Genomic DNA, 17,791 nt, shown 5'->3' with positions numbered 1-17,791 from the left:
GCCGAGCCAATGGGATGAATGTGAGGGCAATTCATCACCACTTACAAGGCTGCGGGACGGATCGGGCTGAATTGAACCGGCCTGCTGCCGAATGAAGGCGGTCACGCGGCGCTCGGGTCGGCCGGCAACGCGATTACGTTATCCTCCCCGAACAACTCACTGACCTTCGCTAGCGCTGCTGCACTGAGTACCTGCGTGAACAGGAGAGCCAGCCTCCTCTTCGGACGCGAACAGGCCACGTAAAAAAGGTTCCGATTGTTCTCAAAGAAGGCAGCCTTGTCCGCAGGAGGCCCGGAATCGATCCATTCGAGCATCTGGGCAAAGTTATATTTGTTCCAGCCGCGGCCAACGATAACGAGAACGTTCTCGAACTCGGCACCCTTGACGCCATGCTTGGTCGCGAACGGCGTGTGGCCGTCGATGAAGGAGTCTACTGCAATGAGCTCGGCGTAGGGCACCGCGCGGAGCTTCCGCAACTGAGTCACGCGGCGCGGTTCGCCTTCCACCGGCTCCGCTCCCACCGCGGCAAGCCGATCCTCGCGGTCGAGAACCGCCTCGGGCACGTGCATGTGCGCCTGCGCCCTCATGAAGTCGATCACCTGCCCGATCGTCCCCGTCTGCCTAAGCGCGATGAGGTCCTGGAAGGACTGGGACCAAGCCGCCTTGTCCTGATGACGGCGGATGCTGGGCCGACCGGCGTCGAGACATCCAAACATCTCGCCGTAGCGTTGCGCCTGGAAGGCGGCGCATGCGGGCTCTACCTGATCGGCGAGGAACTTGATGTGCGGATCCTCCTTCTTCAGCCACGCGTCGTTAAACTGACCGTAGATTTGCTGGATCGTCGGATAGCCTTGCTCTCGAGCGAGGACGCTGTGGCTGAGCATCAGTATCTTCGTCCGTTCAACTGAGAAATCCCAACCTTCTCCGATGAGCTTGGCCTTGAGATTGTCGAAATAGGCGCGCGCCGCCTCGGCGCTCGTGTCTCCGGTCCAGTGCCCGCCCCCCTGGCCCGTGCGACGCTGCCCCGGCCAAGCGTTGGTATGGAAGAGCCGCGCCTCGCCTGGCACGTCCGCGTCGCTCGGGATCTGCGGTAGCGCAGGCCTCATGCGGTTGAGCATCGAGACGATCGGCCCGGCTGACCGGAAGTTGGCGTTCTTGTCTATGACCTCAAGCGCGGCGTGCTCGATGGCCCCGCATCCCTCGCCGTAGATCTTCTGCCAGTGATCGCCGAAGAGGCCGACCACGGGGCCGGTGCCTGTATCGAGAAAGTACTGCTTCAGAGCGTTCACGAAACCGGCGTCAGTGTCCTGATACTCGTCGATCAGCAGAATCGGATAACGCGCGGTCATCACGGCCCGAAACTTGGGCCGGGCAAGGAGTGCCGTCATCAGCGCGAGCACGTCGTCATGCCGCAACGACACTTCTGCTTCGGTCACCCTGGGGTAGCCGAGTTCATACTGGATGGTCCGGACGCCAATATGGGCGACATCCGCCTCAGCGAGCCGGTCGGCCCAGCCTTCAAGCGTCGGCACCAACGCACGGAGCTCCGGCTGGAAGTCCTGCAGAAGCGACCAGCAGAAGCCGTGGATCGTTTCCGGTCTTACCGCGGGATGCGCCTGGACGCGGGACGTGATCTCGTCCTTCGCCACGTTGGTAAAGGTGATGCAGCCGATCTGCTGCCGGTTGCGCAGCAGCTCGCTGCCGCGCAAGGCAAGAAGCCTGCGGAGGGCCTTCTCCAGCGAATAGGTCTTGCCCGCACCGGCACCTGCCTCGAGACGGAAGCTGCGGCCATCGTCGAAGCAAGTGAAGACGCGCTCTAAGGCGACGCGGCCGGCGGCGTCGGCCGGGCTTTCCCCATCAGCCATGCGCCGGCTGTCCGGCGTCGCCAACGTCCACTCCGATCAGCTCGGCGACCAGCTCCTCCGCCACCGCTTCGGGCGGCAGGACAGGAGCGGGATTTCCTTCGGAGAGCCACCGCAGACCTTCGGCGATGTATCTTGGGGTTCTCCAAGCCGTGCTCTCGATCGCGTGCTCCAAGGCGAAGCTAGATTTCTTCTGTTCGGCCGCGTGCTCATAGGCGAGCACGGCCTGGTCACCCTCGCCGAGTTCGAACAGCTCCGGGTTGGCCAGGATGAACGCGTCCTCGAAACTGCGCGCGGAGGGTCCGCCATTCTCCTCGGGGATCTGATAGGCCAGGCGCCTGCCAGCGCTGATCTTATCGTCCTCTGTCTTTTCCAGAAGCTGCGCCGGAGACACGTCGGGCGCGAACCACTCCTTGATGCACGCGTTACTAGTGAAGGCCCCCTGCGCCACCGGGACTGCCACTCTCTTGTTGTTGGCGTTTGGAGCCACCGAGTCGATGTCGGTGATTATGAGCGTGCGTAACTCTAGGAAACTGAGAAGATCATAGAAGCGGTGCGCGTACGCGCCGCCCACTTCCATCACAGTGAGATATTGGCTGCTGAGTTGTGGCTGCCCGGCCGCCGCTTCGTCGGTCTTGCGGATCATGGAGGGCAGCAGGAGCCGCTCTGACGTGCCCTCGATCAAGATCGCTTTGTCAGCGAAAAACAGGTCACAGCGCGACAGCGTGAGATACTGGTGGAGGAACTCGCGTACCTCGGGCTCGGCGCCTGCCATGCCCACGCGCAGATCCTTGACGAGCGAGCGGCGCATGCCTTCGCCGTCGGGAATAGAGAGAAAGTAGCGGAGACTCTCGAACCGCGCCTCGTTCGCCATGTGCGGCGAATGCGTCGTCACAACGAACTGCACCGGCCACGGCCGATCTGCGTTGAGTTGCGCCACGAACGCAGCCGCGACTCGCTCTAGCTGCCGAATGAAGACCTCTTGCATTTGCGGATGGAGGTGCGCCTCAGGTTCCTCGATGAAGATGAGGTGGACGCCAGCCGACGTCGGTGTCGCCTGATATTCCCGGAAGAAGCGCAGCAGCTGAAGGAGCATATAGACGAGGTTCCTCGTCCCCAGTCCGTTATAGGTCTCAGGCAGCGTCATGCCGTTGACGCCCCGGTACCTGACCCTCGTGTGGTCCTTAAGGAGCTTGTTTACGTCAAAGCTCGTTTCGGTCACTAGCCCAGGATCTGAAAGGCCGGGGTATCCGAACAGGTCGAATGCGGGCAGCAGCGACGTCAGGCCCGAGTTGAAGCTGTTGTGGACGTCACCTTGGATGGCCTCCACTACATTCTTGAGCTGTTCTGCCGTCGACCGCCTTTCAGGGTCGATGTTATCGCTTAGGGCCGACTGGAACAGTACCTCGACCACCTTCCCTAGGACGTCACGCTCGCGGATGGTGTCGTCGTCGAGCCCGCGCTGTGCGTTGATGAAGCCGCCCCCGATCAACGTCGTAAGCAACTTGGTCTCGAGCGACTTGCGGTTGGTATCATCGTTGGGGTCGACGGCCTCAAGCGTCCCCGCATAGGCGGTCGGTAGCCGTTGGCTTAGGTTCCGGAAGAAGCGAGAGCGGTCGTCTGCGGCCTCGACGAGCGGTATCAGATGATCGGCGAAAAATGCCTCGGGCGCCGTCGCCTTCGGGCCGAACCGAAACTCAAGGCGAGCCTCGTGGCAGTCGTCGTTTAGGTCGATGATGCAGTTGCCCAATGGTCCGAGATCCGGCGCATCCGTGTCGTATGCGATGTCGAGAATCAATCGGATGGACGGCAACTGCCCGAGGACATCAATGGGCTGCGGATCGGCGCGGTAGGCCTGGAGCGCCTGCCAGAAGCTCTCGTGACAGCCCAGGGAGAAGTCCTCGAGCCGGAACGCCAGACTTCCGCCGGAGAGGAGTCGCCGGAAGAGCTCCGCGGTCGACGTCTTCCCGCTGTTGTTCCGCCCGACGATGAGGGTCGTACGTTGCTCGAACCCAACTTCGACATCACGTAGAAGACGGAAGTTCTGAATTCTGGCCCGCACTATCTGCATTATTATCCCCCCAGACGCAGTGCTTTACCGGATGAACGCCCGCATGTCGCCGGACGAAGGCGCCGGATTGAATGCTCCGTGGCCGACAACGACTTGCAATGCCACGTGTATCACACTAATTACGTAACATATACCTTTTACGTAAGGTTGAGCAATCATGGAATTTCGCGCACCGACCGTTGCCGCGCAGCAGAACGCCAAGGCACTCAATTACCTCACAAAAAATCTGAAAAATCCTGAGGCCGGTCGGCGTGCGGTCGAGAGTCTGATCGCGGAACTAGGCAACGCGATTGACGTCTACCCGGATTGGCATCCGATCCTTACCGCCCCCCCTCGGCACGGATCGGAGCACATCGGCAGCCTTTCCCAGGTGCCGACATATGAGGAAGCAGATCATACAACGGAATTCGTGAGGGGCTTTGTGACTTGCCCCTATTCCGGCGAAGGAGCCGACAGGCTCGTGGAGGCGGTACGGCGGGTGCCGGGCCTAGACGCCTATCGCCTAGAGCAGCCACTCTATGCGGACAGCGCCCATCCGGTCGTCGTGACCGCGGTCAACGTCGAGCTCGAGGCCGACGGCACCATCAAGAGCAGGGACGCCCTGGCTTGGTTCGTGCAGCTCTCTGCCGCCGAAGCCACCGGCGCGCAGGTGGCCGAGACCTGGTGGAACGTCCGCTCGCTCATACTTGGCAGTCCGCACGGATCGCGATCGTCTCTTTTCGTGAACCAGCACACCGGCGTGCACATGCGCAAGATCTTGGAGGCCATGAACGCTAGCGGCATGTTCGGCCCGATCAAAGAATCCTCGCTTGAGATGCTTTCGCAGAAGAAGCGCGATGCGATCAGCGAGACGCTCATCCGAACCGCCATCGCGAACTGGGACGGAGAGAGCGCCTCGTTCGAGTTCGAGATGCGGGGCGAGACGTGCAAGGCATCGCTTAGGGACACCTGGAACGACAATCATGAAATCTCGGTGCGCGTGGAGATCGGGAGGTTCGACCTCTACGTGACCGGTTTCTACTATCCCGCGGATCGTAGGATCACGCACGTCGATCCGCGCGGCAAGCGCGAGCTGGCGGAGAAGTTCTTGTGAGTGAGCACTTCCTAAAGACGAAGCAGTGTCTGGAAGGGCTTAGTCTTGCCGCGCTTGCCACCAATCTGCTCAATCTCAAATGTCCGCGCCGGCGGCGTCGCTAGAAGGTCGTTATCAGGCACGGTGCCGTCGAGCCAATCCTTGACTTGGCGCCGAAGAATGATGGCACCGTGCCGCTCCTGATATTGTGATACCTCAGCATTGGCCGGGACGGTGATGATCCGGAAAGAGAGCGGCCAGTCCCCGATCGCTGGCTCCCATATTCCGGCAAGATAGAAGAAATTTCCGTCTTCGAGCTTCACGCGATAGCGCTTGTCGCCGACCTTCATCTGAAATTCGGATGCGGGGATCAAGCAACGATAGCTCGGGAACGCCTTGCCCTCGGAGCGCACGAACCTAAACTCAACGCCGTCGCTGAACCGAGGATTGGATCCCCAGCGCGCTTTGATCAGTTGGGGTCGTCCGGGTTCATCAGGTTTGTACCGCACGATCGGCCGGAGGTTGTCCTCGGGTGCGTCCGCTTCAAATGGGGTAGCGGTTGCTTCCATGGCGAGGAACATAATGAGAACTACGGTGAGTCGCAAGGCTGAGGAGTTTAGTGTCGGCTATGTGTAACGATTACCGCCTCGAAGTTGAGATCGCCTCGATCATGGAGGATTTCAATGATCTGGAGATCGCGATCGAGACGCCCGAGGGAATCCCCAACCTTGCTCCGCGAGCGGATATCAAGATCACCGACACCGCTCCGATCGTGCGCACCGGTGCGAGCCGCCTGAAAGGCGAACTCGTGCAGAGCCGCTGGAGTTGGCCGGCGCCGAACAAGAAACCGGTCTACAATTTCCGATCCGAGGGCCGCGAGTTCGCGAGCGGCCGCTGTCTGATCATCGCGGATGGCTTCTACGAATTTACGACCCCCGAGGATCCGAAGAAGAAGCGCAAGGACAAATGGCTGTTCACGAAGAAGGGAGAGCCCTGGTTCTGCATTGCCGGCATCTGGCGCAGCAACCCGGATGTCGGTGAGGCTTTCACGATGTTGACGATGGACCCTGGCCCGGACATCGCGCCCTATCACGACCGCCAGATCGCGATCCTTGATCGTGCGGACTGGGCCGATTGGCTGGACCCATCGGTGTCGGCGAAGGACATCCTCAAGACGCTTCCGGCGGGCAGCCTTGCCGTCGAGCAAGTCGGATAAGCGCAGGGGCAGACCCGGCCGTCGCCTGAGCAGAACCCTCAGCCTCCCTCATCCGTTGAGCGCGGAGATCAGGAGGTCATGATGGCAAAGCTCAGCACCGAAGACCGCGACGACCTTTCCAAAGGCTCCTTCGCATTTCCCAAGCAGCGGAAGGAGCCGCTCGAGAACGCGAGCCACGTCCGCAACGCGGTCGCCCGCTTCAACCAGGTGAAGGACGTGAGCGACGACGAGCGCGACGAAGCCTGGAAGCGGATCAAGGCGGCGGCGAAGAAGCACGGGGTGGAAATCAGCGAGAAATCCTGGCGCGAGATCGGCAAACGCTAGGTCAGCAGCATACCTAAGGATTCATACGCCTTGACGAATCCTCTGACTCACCGGAACATAAGGCGAACAAGTGAGTCGATGTTGCCCGATGTCCGCCCAACCGTCGTCCTTCGATCGGCCCTGCGCCGATCAGCTAGCCGCGCTCCGTGCGCAGCTCGCGCAGGCCCAAAGCCAGCGCGGGCCGGTGCTGGCGTTCGGGATTGAGGCGCTCGATAGTCGGCTCGGGGCGGGCGGCATAGACGGCGCTGGCCTCCACGACATCACCGCCGCGTCGCCGACACTCGGCGACGATGCCGCCGCGACCTTGTTCGTTGCGGGCCTTGCCGCCCGGTTCGCTACAGTGCCCGGCGCCAATGTTGCCTGGGCGCTCACCCGCTTCGATCTATATGCACCGGGTCTCGAACAGGCCGGGCTGCCGGCGGCCAGGCTGCTCTACCTTCAGGGCAAGAACGAGACGATGGCGCTCGCGCTGGCCGAGGACTCGCTTCGCGACGGGAGTTTCGCCGCCGTGGTCGCCGAGGTGAAGGTCGCGGACCAGACCGCCACCAGGCGGCTGCAGCTGGCGGCGGCCGACGGCCGGACGCCGATGCTGCTGCTCCGGCGTTGGGCGAGGTCCAGCCGCGATCCACTCGAACGCCCGTCGGCGGCGATGACCCGCTGGCGGATCGGCTGCGCGCCTTCCGTCCCGGTGCCTGCACCCGGCGTCGGACGCGCCTGTTGGTCGGTCGAGCTGGTGCGGCAACGCAACGGCAATCCATTCTCTCTTGTGGTCGAGGCTTGCGATGACACGGGTCGCCTCGCTCTACCTGCCCCAACTCGCCATCGAGCGGCTGCGGCGGTCGGAGCGGCCAGCCAGGCCGCTTGAACCTAGCGCTCCTGCGGCGCCGCTCCCATCGCCTGTCAACGATGACCCCGGCGCTTGCTCGGTTCCGCGTGGCGGCGGCTGGCGACCCGGCGCGCGGTGGGCAAGCGACGGTGGGCTGACCAAGGCGCAGGTCATTGGCCAAATGGCGCAGCTGCCGGCCCATCAGCGTCCGCCGATGCGTTTGCTCGGACGGCGTTCGGAGCCCGTCGAGCATCCGTTCAAGGCTATGCCGCCTGACGAAGGCGCACGCGGCGCGGCGCCGAAGCCCATTGTTGGCTTGCCGTATGATCCGCCAACGATTCTGATCGAGCGTGTCGGGCAGCGTGACCTGATCCGCTCGGCGTGCCCCGTCGCGCTGTCGCTCGGCCTGACCCCGGGGATGGTGGCGGCGCACGCTCGGGCACTTGTCGCTGATCTCGACGTTCGGGATGCCGATCCGGATGGTGACAAGGCCTGGCTCGATCGGTTGGCGCTGCATGGCGTGACGCATTGGACGCCGACCGCGAGCGTGTCGGAGGGCGATGGTCTATGGCTCGATCTGTCCGGAACGACCCACCTGTTCGGCGGCGAGGAGCGCTTTTGCCGCCGGCTGCTCCGCTTCCTGCGGCGGCTGGGCTTCACGGCACGCATCGCGATCGCCGGCACACCCGGCGCGGCGCATGCGCTTGCCCGTTACAGCGGCAGAGACATCCTCATTCTCGAGGCCGGAACCGAGGCAGCGGCGCTTGCCGAGTTGCCGGTTGCTGCGCTCCGGCTCGAGGCAGCGGCGCTGGCGGCCGCAGTGCGCTTCGGGTTGGAACGGGTGGCGGATCTCATCCGGCTCCCGCGTGGTCCGATGGCGAAGCGGCTTGGCCTCGCGGCGGTCACGCGCCTCGATCAGGCGCTCGGACATGTTGCCGAGCCAATAACCCCCGTGGTCCCATTCGAGGCACCGGAGGTGTCGCTTCGCCTGCTGGAGCCGATCGGAACGCCCGAGAGCATCACGCAGGTCATCGGCGATCTCGTCGACTACCTAATCGGTGTGCTTCGGCAGCGCGGCCTCGGCGTCCGCACTGCGATGCTGGTGGCGGACAGAGTCGATGGCGAGGCACAGCGAATCGGGATCGGCGCATCTCGCGCGACGCGGGATGCCAAGCATCTCAAGCGCATGTTCGGGCTGAAACTCGATCGGATAGAGCCCGGCCTCGGGATCGAGGCCATGCGCCTGCTCGTGCCTCACAGCGAGCCGCTCGGCGCGAGCGCGGCAGGCTCGCTCATCAACTCCGATGCAGCCGTGACGGACCTGGCGCCCGCGATCGATCAGCTTGTCGGCCGTGCCGGCGAGGAAGCCGTGTTTCGCGTGGCTCCGAACGAAAGCGACGTTCCCGAGCGTGCCATCCGCCGCGTAAGTCCGTTGGACGAACCGGGTTGCTGGCCGAGATGGAAGCGCCCGGTTCGCATGCTGCGCCGACCCGAGCATCTGACGCATGTGGTGGCGCTGCTCCCCGACCATCCACCGCGGCGCTTCACCTGGCGCGGGCAAGCCTACCGCGTTACCGCTGGTGACGGTCCCGAGCGCATCCATGGCGAATGGTGGCGGACCGACACCGAGCTGTGGGCGGTGCGGGACTATTTCCGCGTCGAGGTCGAAAGCGGCGAGCGCTTCTGGCTGTTCCGGCGCGGCGATGGCGTCGAGCCGGAGACCGGCGATCTCAGCTGGTACATCCATGGGCTGTTCGGCTGATGACGGCCTATGTCGAACTTCAGGTCATGAGCCACTTCTCGTTCCTGCGCGGAGCGAGTTCGCCGGAAGAGCTGTTCGCGGCGGCGGCGCTCCAGGGCCATACGGCGCTCGGGCTCGCCGACTGGGGCAGTGTTGCCGGCGTGGTGCGCGGATGGGACGGCCAGAAAACCACCGGCGTGCGCATGATTCCCGGCGCTCGCGTCCATGCGACCGAGGGTCACGACCTTCTGCTCTACCCGGAGGATCGTGCCGCCTGGAGCCGGCTGACCCGCCTGCTGTCGATCGGCAAGGCACGCGGCGGCAAGGGGTTTTGCATCCTCGATTGGGCTGACATCGTCCATCACGCCAAAGGGCTGGTGGCCATCCTGCTGCCCGATCTCCCGGACGTAACGACCGCGCGCCAGCTCAGCGATGTAGCAGCGACGTTCGGGCACCGCGGCTATTGCGCGCTGTCGTTCCGCCGCCGGCCGGACGACGCGATCCGACTGCACGAACTGGCCGCCTTGGCGGGCCGGCATCGCGTCCGGCCCGTCGCGACCGGTGATGTGCTCTACCATAGCCCGGAGGTGCGGCCGCTGCAGGACGTGGTGACGGCGATCCGGGAGAGGACGACGGTCGACGCGCTCGGCTACCGACGCGAACGCTTCATGGATCGCCATTTGAAGACGCCCGAGGAAATGGAGCGCCGATTCAGGGCCTTTCCTGACGCCATCCGGGCCAGCGCCGACATTGCCCGCACCTGCGCCTTCGACCTGGGGGAGATCCAGTACCAATATCCCTATGAGCAGGTGATCGCCGGCCGCACGGCGCAGGAAGCACTGGCGGAGATGACGGAGCGCGCCGCCGCGGCGATGTTCCCGGATGGGGTGCCACGGCGCTATCGCCACCAGATCAGCCACGAACTGCAGCTGATCGAGCAGCTCGGTTACGCCCCCTATTTTCTGACGGTCAATTCGATCGTCGCGGAGAGCCGCCGGCGCGGCATCCTTTGCCAGGGCCGCGGCTCGGCCGCCAATAGCTGCGTCTGCTATTTGCTGGGCATCACGTCGATCGATCCGATCAAGCATGAGCTGCTGTTCGAGCGCTTCGTCTCGGGCGAGCGCAAGGAGCCGCCCGATATCGACGTCGATTTCGAGCATGAGCGGCGCGAGGAGATCATCCAGTGGATCTACGAGACCTATGGTCGTGACCGGTCGGCGCTGACCGCCGTCGTCACGCGCTACCGCACGCGTGGCGCCGTGGCGGAAGTCGGCAAGGCGCTGGGGCTGCCGCGCGATCTCACCAAGATGCTGACGGGTCTCGTCTGGGGCTGGTCGATGGACGGGATCAGCGATGAGCAGATCGAGAGCCTCAACCTTAATGCCCAGGATCATCGGCTCAAGCTGACGCTCCGGCTTGCGCGGCAACTGATCGGCACCCCCCGACATCTGTCCCAGCACCCGGGCGGGTTCGTGCTGACCCAGGATCGGCTCGACGATCTCGTGCCGATCGAGCCGGCGCGGATGGAGGATCGGCAGATCATCGAGTGGGATAAGGACGATATCGACGCGCTCAAGTTCATGAAGGTCGACGTGCTGGGCCTGGGCATGCTCGGCTGCATGAACCGCGCCTTCAACCTGCTGGAGCAGGACAAGGGTATCAAGATCAGCATGGCGGACCTGCAGGACGATGATCCCGAGGTCTACAAGATGATCCAGCGTGCCGACACGCTCGGCGTCTTCCAGATCGAGAGCCGGGCGCAGATGTCTATGCTCCCGCGCATGAAGCCGAAGGAATTCTACGATCTGGTGATCGAGGTGGCGATCGTCCGTCCCGGCCCGATCCAGGGCGACATGGTCCACCCTTACCTCCGGCGGCGGGAGGGCAAGGAAAAGCCCGAATACCCCAAGCCCGAACTGCGCGCTGTGCTGGAGAAGACACTGGGCGTCCCGCTCTTCCAGGAGCAGGCGATGAAGGTCGCGATCGTCGGCGCCGGCTTCACGGCCGTCGAGGCGGATCAGCTGCGCCGGGCCATGGCGACGTTCAAGCTCACCGGCGGTGTCAGCCATTTCTACGACAAGCTGGTCAACGGCATGATTGACCGCGGCTACCCGAAGGATTTCGCCGAGCGGACCTTCAAGCAGATCGAGGGCTTTGGGAGCTATGGCTTCCCGGAGAGCCACGCCGCGAGCTTCGCCAAGATCGCTTATGCGAGCTGCTGGGTGAAGCATCATCACCCGGACGTGTTCTGCGCGGCGCTCCTCAACGCCCAGCCGATGGGCTTCTACGCTCCCGCGCAAATCGTGCAGGACGCCCGCAAGCACTGCGTCGAGGTGCGGCCGGTCTCGATCAACCACAGCCATTGGGATTGCACGCTGGAGCGAACCAAGGACCGGTTGATGGCCGTCCGTCTCGGGTTCCGGCAGGTGCGCGGTCTCGCCAATATCCATGGTGCCCAGATCGCGGTGGCGCGGGGTGACACCCCATATGCCAGTGTCGAGGAAGTGTGGCGGCGCGCGGACGTGCCCCGCGCCGCGATCGAACGCCTTGCCGAAGCTGACGCGTTTCACTCAATCGCGGAAGACCGGCGGCAGGGCCTGTGGAAGGTGAAGGGTTTGGGCGAGGCGCCGCTGCCGCTGTTCGCAGCTGCCGACGCGCGTGAGGCGAGCTTCTCACCGGAGGGGCTGGAACCTGAGGTGACGCTGGCGCGGCTGACCGCCGGACGTGAGGTCGTCGAGGACTATCGCTCGCTGCAGCTGTCGCTGCGCGGCCATCCGATGAGCTTCCTGCGCGGCGAGCTCGACACGATGCGTATTGTCAGGTGCGCCGACCTCGCCACCATCCGCGACGGGCGCAATGTCGAGGTCGCAGGCGTCATCCTTGTTCGCCAGCGCCCCGGCTCGGCGAAGGGCGTCCTTTTCATCACGATCGAGGATGAGACCGGCATCGCCAACGGCATCCTCTGGCCCGACAGGTTCGAGATCTACCGGCGCCAGGTGATGTCCGCCTCGATGATCGCCATGCGCGGGCGGCTGCAGAAGGAAGGCGAGGTCATCCACATCATCTGCGATCGCATCACAGATCATGACGACATGCTGCGCTCGATCGGCCGCACAAACTTCGCGGTCGCGCCGGGTCGCGGCGATGGCGCCCACAATGGTGGCGGACCCGACCCACGCGATCCGAGCTTCCCACGCGGACGCACGCTGGCGTCGCCTCCGTTCGGTACCGTTCAGGAGCAAGAAGAGATCCTTCGCATCCGTAGCCATGACTTCCATTGAGGCGAGCGCCCGTGCGACCGGGACGATCGAACGCGCCGTCAACGTCCTGCGCGAGGCCACGGCCATCAAGGGTAAAGTCCAAACACGCGGCGTCGGGCTCGCGCTCTGGGTGCTGCGGGGACGCTGTCCCGACGAATGGCTGGTCGCGTTCTGGGAGGCGGCCGGGTCGGACCACGAGATCGGCCGAAGTCAGGGCTTGCACGCTGCCTATAACGGCATCGTGCGCCAACTCCGTTGCAGCGGCGCGCTGGCCGACCCCACGAGGATGAAATGATGCTCCCGCCTACCTATATTGGAGCCTTAACAGACACTTCCGCAGGAATGAGTACGCATGGCCAACGGCTGGGCGCCCGATGGTGCCGTTCAGGAGCAGATCGAAGACAGCGTGAAGGACGCGCTGGCCAGCGCCCTCGCGCGCATGCCCTCGGGCGCTGGCCTGGCCGAGTGCGAAGAATGCGGCGAGGCGATCCCGGAAGCGCGCCGCCGCGCCCTGCCGGGCGCGCGCACATGCGTCGCCTGTCAGTCTCTCCGCGACAGGCGTCCGAGCTATTCGGGCATCAACCGTCGCGGCAGCAAGGACAGCCAGCTGCGTTGATCGCACGTCGATGAACCATCTTTTCCTCTCCGCTGTGGTTGGTCTCTTCGCCTGCGCCTGGTCTGCCCCCGCGCTTGCAGATCCCTGCGAGGGCGCGCTGCCGGCAAAGGGCACGACCTTCACCGGGATTGTTCGCTATGTTGGCGACGGCGACGGCCTGTGCGTCGGCCCCGCGGGTCGCCCCGATCGCTGGATCGAGGTCCGCCTTGCCGATTTCTATGCCCCGGAGTTGCACGATGCCGGCGGCCGCGACGCCAAGCTCCGCCTCGAACGTCTCGTCATGCGGAAACCACTGGTCTGCCGCGCCGGGCGGCGCAGCTATGACCGCGTGGTCGCTTCCTGCACGCTTAACGGGCGCCCGCTCGGCACGCTGCTCCGTGCGGCTGGAGGCGTGGAAGGCGGACGGGCGTGGCGGCCACGACCATGATGGCCGACCTGTTCGACGTGCCGGTCGTTCCGGGGCTAGCGACGCGGCCCGACATCATCTCTGCCGAAGAAGAAGCCGTGCTTATCGCGAGAATCGACGGCGAAGGCCTCAGCCCCTTCCGGTTCCAGCAATGGACCGGCAAGCGCCTGACCCGATCGTTCGGCTGGAGCTATGATTTCGAAAGCGGCCGCTTCGCGCCCACCGACCCGCTATCGGACTGGCTGCTGCCGGTAAGAGACCGGGCGGCCGCCTTTGCCGGCCTCGCGCCCGATGAGCTCGTCCAGGCGCTCCTGATTCGCTACGATCCTGGCGCTGGTATTGGCTGGCATAAAGATCGGCCGGTGTTCGAGCATGTCGTCGGCATCTCGCTCGGCCACCCGGCCACGCTGCGCCTGCGCCGGCGGGATGGCGGAAGCTTCATTCGCGCCAAGGCCGAGATTGCGCCGCGGTCCGTCTACCATCTGGCCGGCGAGGTTCGCCATCAATGGGAGCACAGCATCGCGCCGATGGAGGTGCCACGCTGGTCGATCACGTTCCGCAGCCTGCGCGCCGACGAGCCTCCAAAACCATTGCGTCGCAGCCACTTGGCGGATTGAATTTCGCGGCAGCGATCCCACATCCTGACTATCGTTCAACAACGGAAAGGAGGTGGTCGAATGTCTCATTGTCCCACGCCGCTCGCAGCGGCCGAAGTGAGCATGGCCTCCACCGCGGGGGTTCGGCTCTAAGCTGTCCGCGAAGGCGAAGACAATGGAAGGGCCGCCCCGGAAGGGGCGGCCCTTCTCATTTTGGTTTGCTTGAGCAGCGCGCCTCCTTCAACTCTGGACCGGATGAGCGACTCCGTTATCCATAGCGCGGCACGAACAATATTGGCGGCACCGCGCGCGATCTACCGTGCCTTCCTCGATCCGGAGACGGTCGCTTCCTGGCGGCCGCCGAGGGGCATGACGGCGACGATCTACCGCTTCGATCCGCGTGTCGGCGGCGGATATCGCATGGCTTTCACCTATGACGACGCTTTGGTCGGACGCGGGAAGACGGCCGACAATGCGGACATCTTCGAAGGGCGTTTCATCGAACTTATTCCCGACGAGAAGATCGTCGAGGCCATCGATTTCGAAAGTGCCGACCCCGCGTTCGCCGGCACGATGACAATCACGACGACGCTGACGCCAGTCCGTGATGGGACCAAGGTGACCTTCACTGCCGAGAATGTGCCGGCCGGGATCAGCGCGGCTGATCACAAGACCGGAATGGAATCGACGCTCAAGAACCTCGCAAACCTGCTCGAATGACGGCTGATAGCCAGCACGGCGATCGGTCGCGGGGACCGCGCCACCCCGTGACGCCGGATGGGCGCTATTTCGTTGTCCGAGGACGGCTGTGGCGCATGTCGAACCCGGCGCTCGGCCCGATCGAGCGCCAGAAACTGGTGAAGGAGTTGATGGCAGCGCGACGCGCGGTGGCGACAGCGAAGCGAATGCAGGATGACGGAGCGGAGGTCGATGCTCACGCTGCCGTTGACCGAACAAAGCGGGCGCTCGGCGAGCGCGGACCGGTCTGGTGGGAAGACGGTGCCCCCGACTATAATCGGCACATGGCGCGCAACACGCCTTACGCGGACTGGTTCGCGACCTTAACCTGACGGCGCCGCTTGGGTTTGTCGGCCAGCTCGACCCACACCGGAGCATGGTCGCTGGTCTTTTCCCAACCGCGAACATGCCGGTCCACCTGAGCGTCGACCAGTCGGTCGGCGAGCGCGGGGCTCAGCAACAGATGATCGATCCGCAGGCCGGCGTTGCGCGCATAGGCGTTCCGGAAATAATCGAAGAAGGTGTAGATGACCTCGCCGGGATGAATGGTCCGCAGGGCGTCGGTCCAACCCTGATCGAGCAGCCGGAAGTAGGCAGCCCTGACCTCGGGCGCGAACAGAGCATCGTCGAGCCAGCGCTCGGGCTTATAGACGTCCAGGTCGGTCGGCATGACGTTGAAGTCGCCGGCGAGCATGACCGGGGCCCCTGACGCGAGCAGGCCGGCCGCATGTTCGATCAGCCGCTCGAACCATTTCAATTTGTAATCGAACTTGGGGCCGGGGCGCGGATTCCCGTTGGGCAGGTAGAGACCACCGATGAGGATGCCGTTGACGGCCGCCTCGATATAGCGGCTGTGACTGTCGTCCGGATCACCGGGCAGACCTCGGCGCGTCTCGTGGATTTCGCCGACGCGGCTCAATATCGCTACGCCGTTCCAGCTCTTCTGGCCGTGCCAGATTGCATCATATCCCAGGTCGCGGATCGACTTTTCCGGGAACTTCTCCTGGGGGGCCTTCAATTCCTGCAGGCAGACGATGTCCGGCTGGTCTTCCTGCAGCCAGCGCAGCAACACGGGGAGGCGTCCGTTGACGCCGTTCACGTTATAAGTGGCGACCTTCATAGATCGGGGAGGACCTGATCGGCGCGGCCCCAGCCGGCCAGCGCCTTGGAGGCTGCGCGCTTCACCAGTTCGGCGGCATCACCGACATGCCAATGTGCCGGCGTGTCGATCGTCTCCATCTCTTTCCAGGTGATCGGCGCCGCGACCGGCGCGCCCGAGCGAGCCCGCACGCTATATGGCATCACGGCCGTGGCCCCGCGCTGATTGCGCAGATAATCGACGAAGATACGGCCCTTGCGCTGTGCCTTGGGCAGGGCCGCGGTGAAATTATCCGGGTCGCTCTGCGCCACGGCCTGCGCCAGGCGATGGGCGAAGTCCTTCACCTCTGGCCACTCGGCTTTCGGCACGAGGGGCGCGATGACATGGATGCCCTTTCCGCCCGTCACCATCGGGAACGTCTCCAGCCCGATCTGCTGCAGGATCTCGCGGAAGTGGAAAGCCGCCTTGCGCACTGCCTCGAAGTCCAACCCCTCGTCAGGATCGAGGTCGAACACGAGCCGGTCCGCTTTCTCGACATCTTCGATCCGCGCGCCCCAACCATGGAACTCGATCGTCCCCATCTGCACGCAGGTAAGCAGACCGTCGGCGGTGTCGATATAGAGGTAGGGTTCCTCGTGACCGTCCTTCTCCGTGATCCCGACATGCTTGACGGCGTCGCCGAAGCTGCCGGCGTCATGCTTCTGGAAGAAGCATTTCTTGGCGCGGCCTTGCGGACAGCGGACCAGGCTGATCGGACGGCTGCCGACCCACGGCAGCATCACCGCGGCCACCGCGGCGTAATGATCGGCGAGTTGCCCTTTGGTGATGCCGGTGTCCGGATCGATGACGCGCTCACGGTTACTGATCTTGATGGAGCTGGTGGCGGGCGCTGCGATCTCGGCGATGGGCGCCTCGGTCTCAAGCACTACCGCTTCAGGTTTCTTGTCCTCGCGCAACCCGAGATAGCTGGGGTGGCGGAGCGTCCCCTCATTGGTCATCTCGGTATAGGCGATCTCAGCGACAAGCCTGGGCTTCAGCCAATGCGCGCCGCGAACCTCGGCGCGCGGCGCTTTCACCGTCGGCGCTGCCTGTTCGATCGGCTGCATGATCTCCATCAGGCGGAACAGCTCATCCGTGTTGAAGCCGGTACCGACTTTCCCCGCGTACCGGAGCTCGCCTTTGTCATGGACGCCGAGGATGAGCGATCGAAATGAGCGCGACTTTTCCGAGGGCGTCCACCCCACGATAATGAACTCCTGGCGCTTGATGCACTTGGTCTTGACCCAGCTGCCCGCCCGCGACCCGACATACTTGGCGTTGGCAAGCTTGGAGATGACCCCTTCAAGCCCTGCATCGCAAAAGTTGTGCAGCAGCTTCTCGCCATTGCCAACGATGTGCTCCGAGTAGCGGATGCGGGGATCGCCATCGGGCAAAATCTCGCGCAGCTTGGCCTTGCGGCCGGTCAGAGGCAGGCCGGTGAGATCCTCGCCGTTCAGTTCGAGCAGATCGAACGCATAATAGTCGATCGTGGCAGGCGCGCCCTTGAGCGCGCCCTGCAGCGCCTGGAAGCTGGATCGCCCGTCGGCGTCGAGCACCACCGCTTCGCCATCGAGCAGTGCCGAACCCACATCGAGCTTCGCGGCCGCCTGTACGATCGCGTCGAATTTCTCGGACCAGTCGAGGCCTGAACGGGTATAGGCTCGTGCCTCGCCGCCGCCGACTGCGACCAGCAGGCGGTAGCCGTCATATTTCATTTCGTGCAGCCAGCGCGATCCTGTCGGAACCGTATCGACAAGCGTGGCCAGCTGTACGGCGCGAAACGGTGGTGGCTTCATTGCGGGCGTAGCGGCGCGGCGCGCTGGTTTCTTGCCGGCGCGCGACGCGGTGGTGACGGTGGCGGCGCGCGCCACAGGATCAAACGCCCTGTCTCATCCCCGTTAGACTCCCGCTGGCGGAGAGTCGTT

Annotated in this window: 17 protein-coding genes; 12 read left to right on the top strand and 5 right to left on the bottom strand. The window is 64.2% G+C overall.

Features of this window, described 5'->3' with window-relative positions:
• Positions 1 to 101 precede the first annotated feature (101 nt).
• Together ACT53M_RS04440 and ACT53M_RS04435 are read right to left on the bottom strand one after the other, a co-directional pair.
• Positions 102 to 1,889, bottom strand: a complete 1,788-nt coding sequence (locus ACT53M_RS04440; RefSeq protein WP_476231742.1) for a UvrD-helicase domain-containing protein — start codon at positions 1,887 to 1,889, stop codon at positions 102 to 104.
• Complete coding sequence (locus tag ACT53M_RS04435; RefSeq protein ID WP_476231740.1) at positions 1,858 to 3,933, bottom strand: ATP-dependent nuclease; 2,076 nt, start codon at positions 3,931 to 3,933, stop codon at positions 1,858 to 1,860. The genes ACT53M_RS04440 and ACT53M_RS04435 overlap by 32 nt, the downstream gene beginning before the upstream one ends.
• A gap of 157 nt (positions 3,934 to 4,090) precedes the next feature.
• On the opposite strand from ACT53M_RS04435, the gene ACT53M_RS04430 reads away from it, so the two are divergent.
• Positions 4,091 to 5,026 (top strand): hypothetical protein, encoded by a 936-nt coding sequence (locus ACT53M_RS04430; RefSeq protein WP_476231738.1) that lies wholly within the window; start codon positions 4,091 to 4,093, stop codon positions 5,024 to 5,026.
• Positions 5,027 to 5,037: 11 nt separating this feature from the next.
• Here the strand turns inward: ACT53M_RS04430 and ACT53M_RS04425 are convergent, their stop codons facing one another.
• Positions 5,038 to 5,574 (bottom strand): SOS response-associated peptidase family protein, encoded by a 537-nt coding sequence (locus ACT53M_RS04425; RefSeq protein ID WP_476231737.1) that lies wholly within the window; start codon positions 5,572 to 5,574, stop codon positions 5,038 to 5,040.
• Positions 5,575 to 5,633: 59 nt separating this feature from the next.
• Between ACT53M_RS04425 and ACT53M_RS04420 the strand changes: the two genes are divergently transcribed.
• The 11 genes from ACT53M_RS04420 (at position 5,634) to ACT53M_RS04370 (ending at position 15,060) form a co-directional block, all read left to right on the top strand.
• Positions 5,634 to 6,221, top strand: coding sequence for an SOS response-associated peptidase (locus ACT53M_RS04420; RefSeq protein WP_476231736.1), 588 nt, complete (start codon positions 5,634 to 5,636; stop codon positions 6,219 to 6,221).
• A gap of 81 nt (positions 6,222 to 6,302) precedes the next feature.
• A complete protein-coding gene (locus ACT53M_RS04415; protein WP_171797977.1) occupies positions 6,303 to 6,545 on the top strand; it encodes a DUF6582 domain-containing protein in 243 nt (80 codons plus the stop codon).
• Between the two features lie 88 nt (positions 6,546 to 6,633).
• Positions 6,634 to 7,410, top strand: coding sequence for an ImuA family protein (locus tag ACT53M_RS04410; protein ID WP_476231735.1), 777 nt, complete (start codon positions 6,634 to 6,636; stop codon positions 7,408 to 7,410).
• Between the two features lie 175 nt (positions 7,411 to 7,585).
• Positions 7,586 to 9,133 carry a DUF6504 family protein gene (locus ACT53M_RS04405; protein ID WP_476231734.1) on the top strand — a complete coding sequence of 516 codons (1,548 nt, stop codon included), beginning with the start codon at positions 7,586 to 7,588 and terminating at the stop codon, positions 9,131 to 9,133.
• Entirely contained in the window at positions 9,133 to 12,393 is a 3,261-nt protein-coding gene (locus tag ACT53M_RS04400; RefSeq protein WP_476231733.1) for an error-prone DNA polymerase, read from the top strand. The genes ACT53M_RS04405 and ACT53M_RS04400 overlap by 1 nt, the downstream gene beginning before the upstream one ends.
• On the top strand, positions 12,380 to 12,667 hold the full coding sequence (locus tag ACT53M_RS04395; RefSeq protein WP_476231732.1) for a hypothetical protein: 288 nt from the start codon (positions 12,380 to 12,382) through the stop codon (positions 12,665 to 12,667). The genes ACT53M_RS04400 and ACT53M_RS04395 overlap by 14 nt, the downstream gene beginning before the upstream one ends.
• 57 nt (positions 12,668 to 12,724) lie before the next feature.
• Positions 12,725 to 12,988: a DksA/TraR family C4-type zinc finger protein gene (locus ACT53M_RS04390; RefSeq protein WP_476231731.1), complete on the top strand. Its 264-nt coding sequence runs from the start codon at positions 12,725 to 12,727 to the stop codon at positions 12,986 to 12,988.
• 10 nt (positions 12,989 to 12,998) lie between these two features.
• The gene (locus tag ACT53M_RS04385) at positions 12,999 to 13,415 is read left to right on the top strand and encodes a thermonuclease family protein (RefSeq protein ID WP_476231729.1); all 417 of its coding nucleotides are present in this window, start codon (positions 12,999 to 13,001) and stop codon (positions 13,413 to 13,415) included.
• Complete coding sequence (locus tag ACT53M_RS04380) at positions 13,412 to 14,011, top strand: alpha-ketoglutarate-dependent dioxygenase AlkB (RefSeq protein ID WP_476231727.1); 600 nt, start codon at positions 13,412 to 13,414, stop codon at positions 14,009 to 14,011. The genes ACT53M_RS04385 and ACT53M_RS04380 overlap by 4 nt, the downstream gene beginning before the upstream one ends.
• Before the next feature lie 234 nt (positions 14,012 to 14,245).
• The gene (locus ACT53M_RS04375) at positions 14,246 to 14,710 is read left to right on the top strand and encodes an SRPBCC domain-containing protein (protein WP_476231725.1); all 465 of its coding nucleotides are present in this window, start codon (positions 14,246 to 14,248) and stop codon (positions 14,708 to 14,710) included.
• Entirely contained in the window at positions 14,707 to 15,060 is a 354-nt protein-coding gene (locus ACT53M_RS04370) for a hypothetical protein (protein ID WP_476231724.1), read from the top strand. Before ACT53M_RS04375 ends, ACT53M_RS04370 begins: the two co-directional genes overlap by 4 nt.
• Here ACT53M_RS04370 and xth read toward each other — a convergent pair.
• Both xth and ligD read right to left on the bottom strand, forming a co-directional pair.
• Positions 15,030 to 15,848 carry an exodeoxyribonuclease III gene (gene xth, locus ACT53M_RS04365; protein WP_476231723.1) on the bottom strand — a complete coding sequence of 273 codons (819 nt, stop codon included), beginning with the start codon at positions 15,846 to 15,848 and terminating at the stop codon, positions 15,030 to 15,032. The two genes, ACT53M_RS04370 and xth, sit on opposite strands and share 31 nt — an antisense overlap.
• Positions 15,845 to 17,737, bottom strand: a complete 1,893-nt coding sequence (gene ligD, locus ACT53M_RS04360; RefSeq protein ID WP_476231722.1) for a DNA ligase D — start codon at positions 17,735 to 17,737, stop codon at positions 15,845 to 15,847. The genes xth and ligD overlap by 4 nt, the downstream gene beginning before the upstream one ends.
• Positions 17,738 to 17,791 lie beyond the last annotated feature (54 nt).

It is taken from the genome of Sphingomonas sp. DMC6 (genome assembly GCF_056314225.1).
The sequence above is the reverse complement of the archived record's forward strand: the minus strand, read 5'-3'. Positions and strand labels throughout refer to the sequence as shown.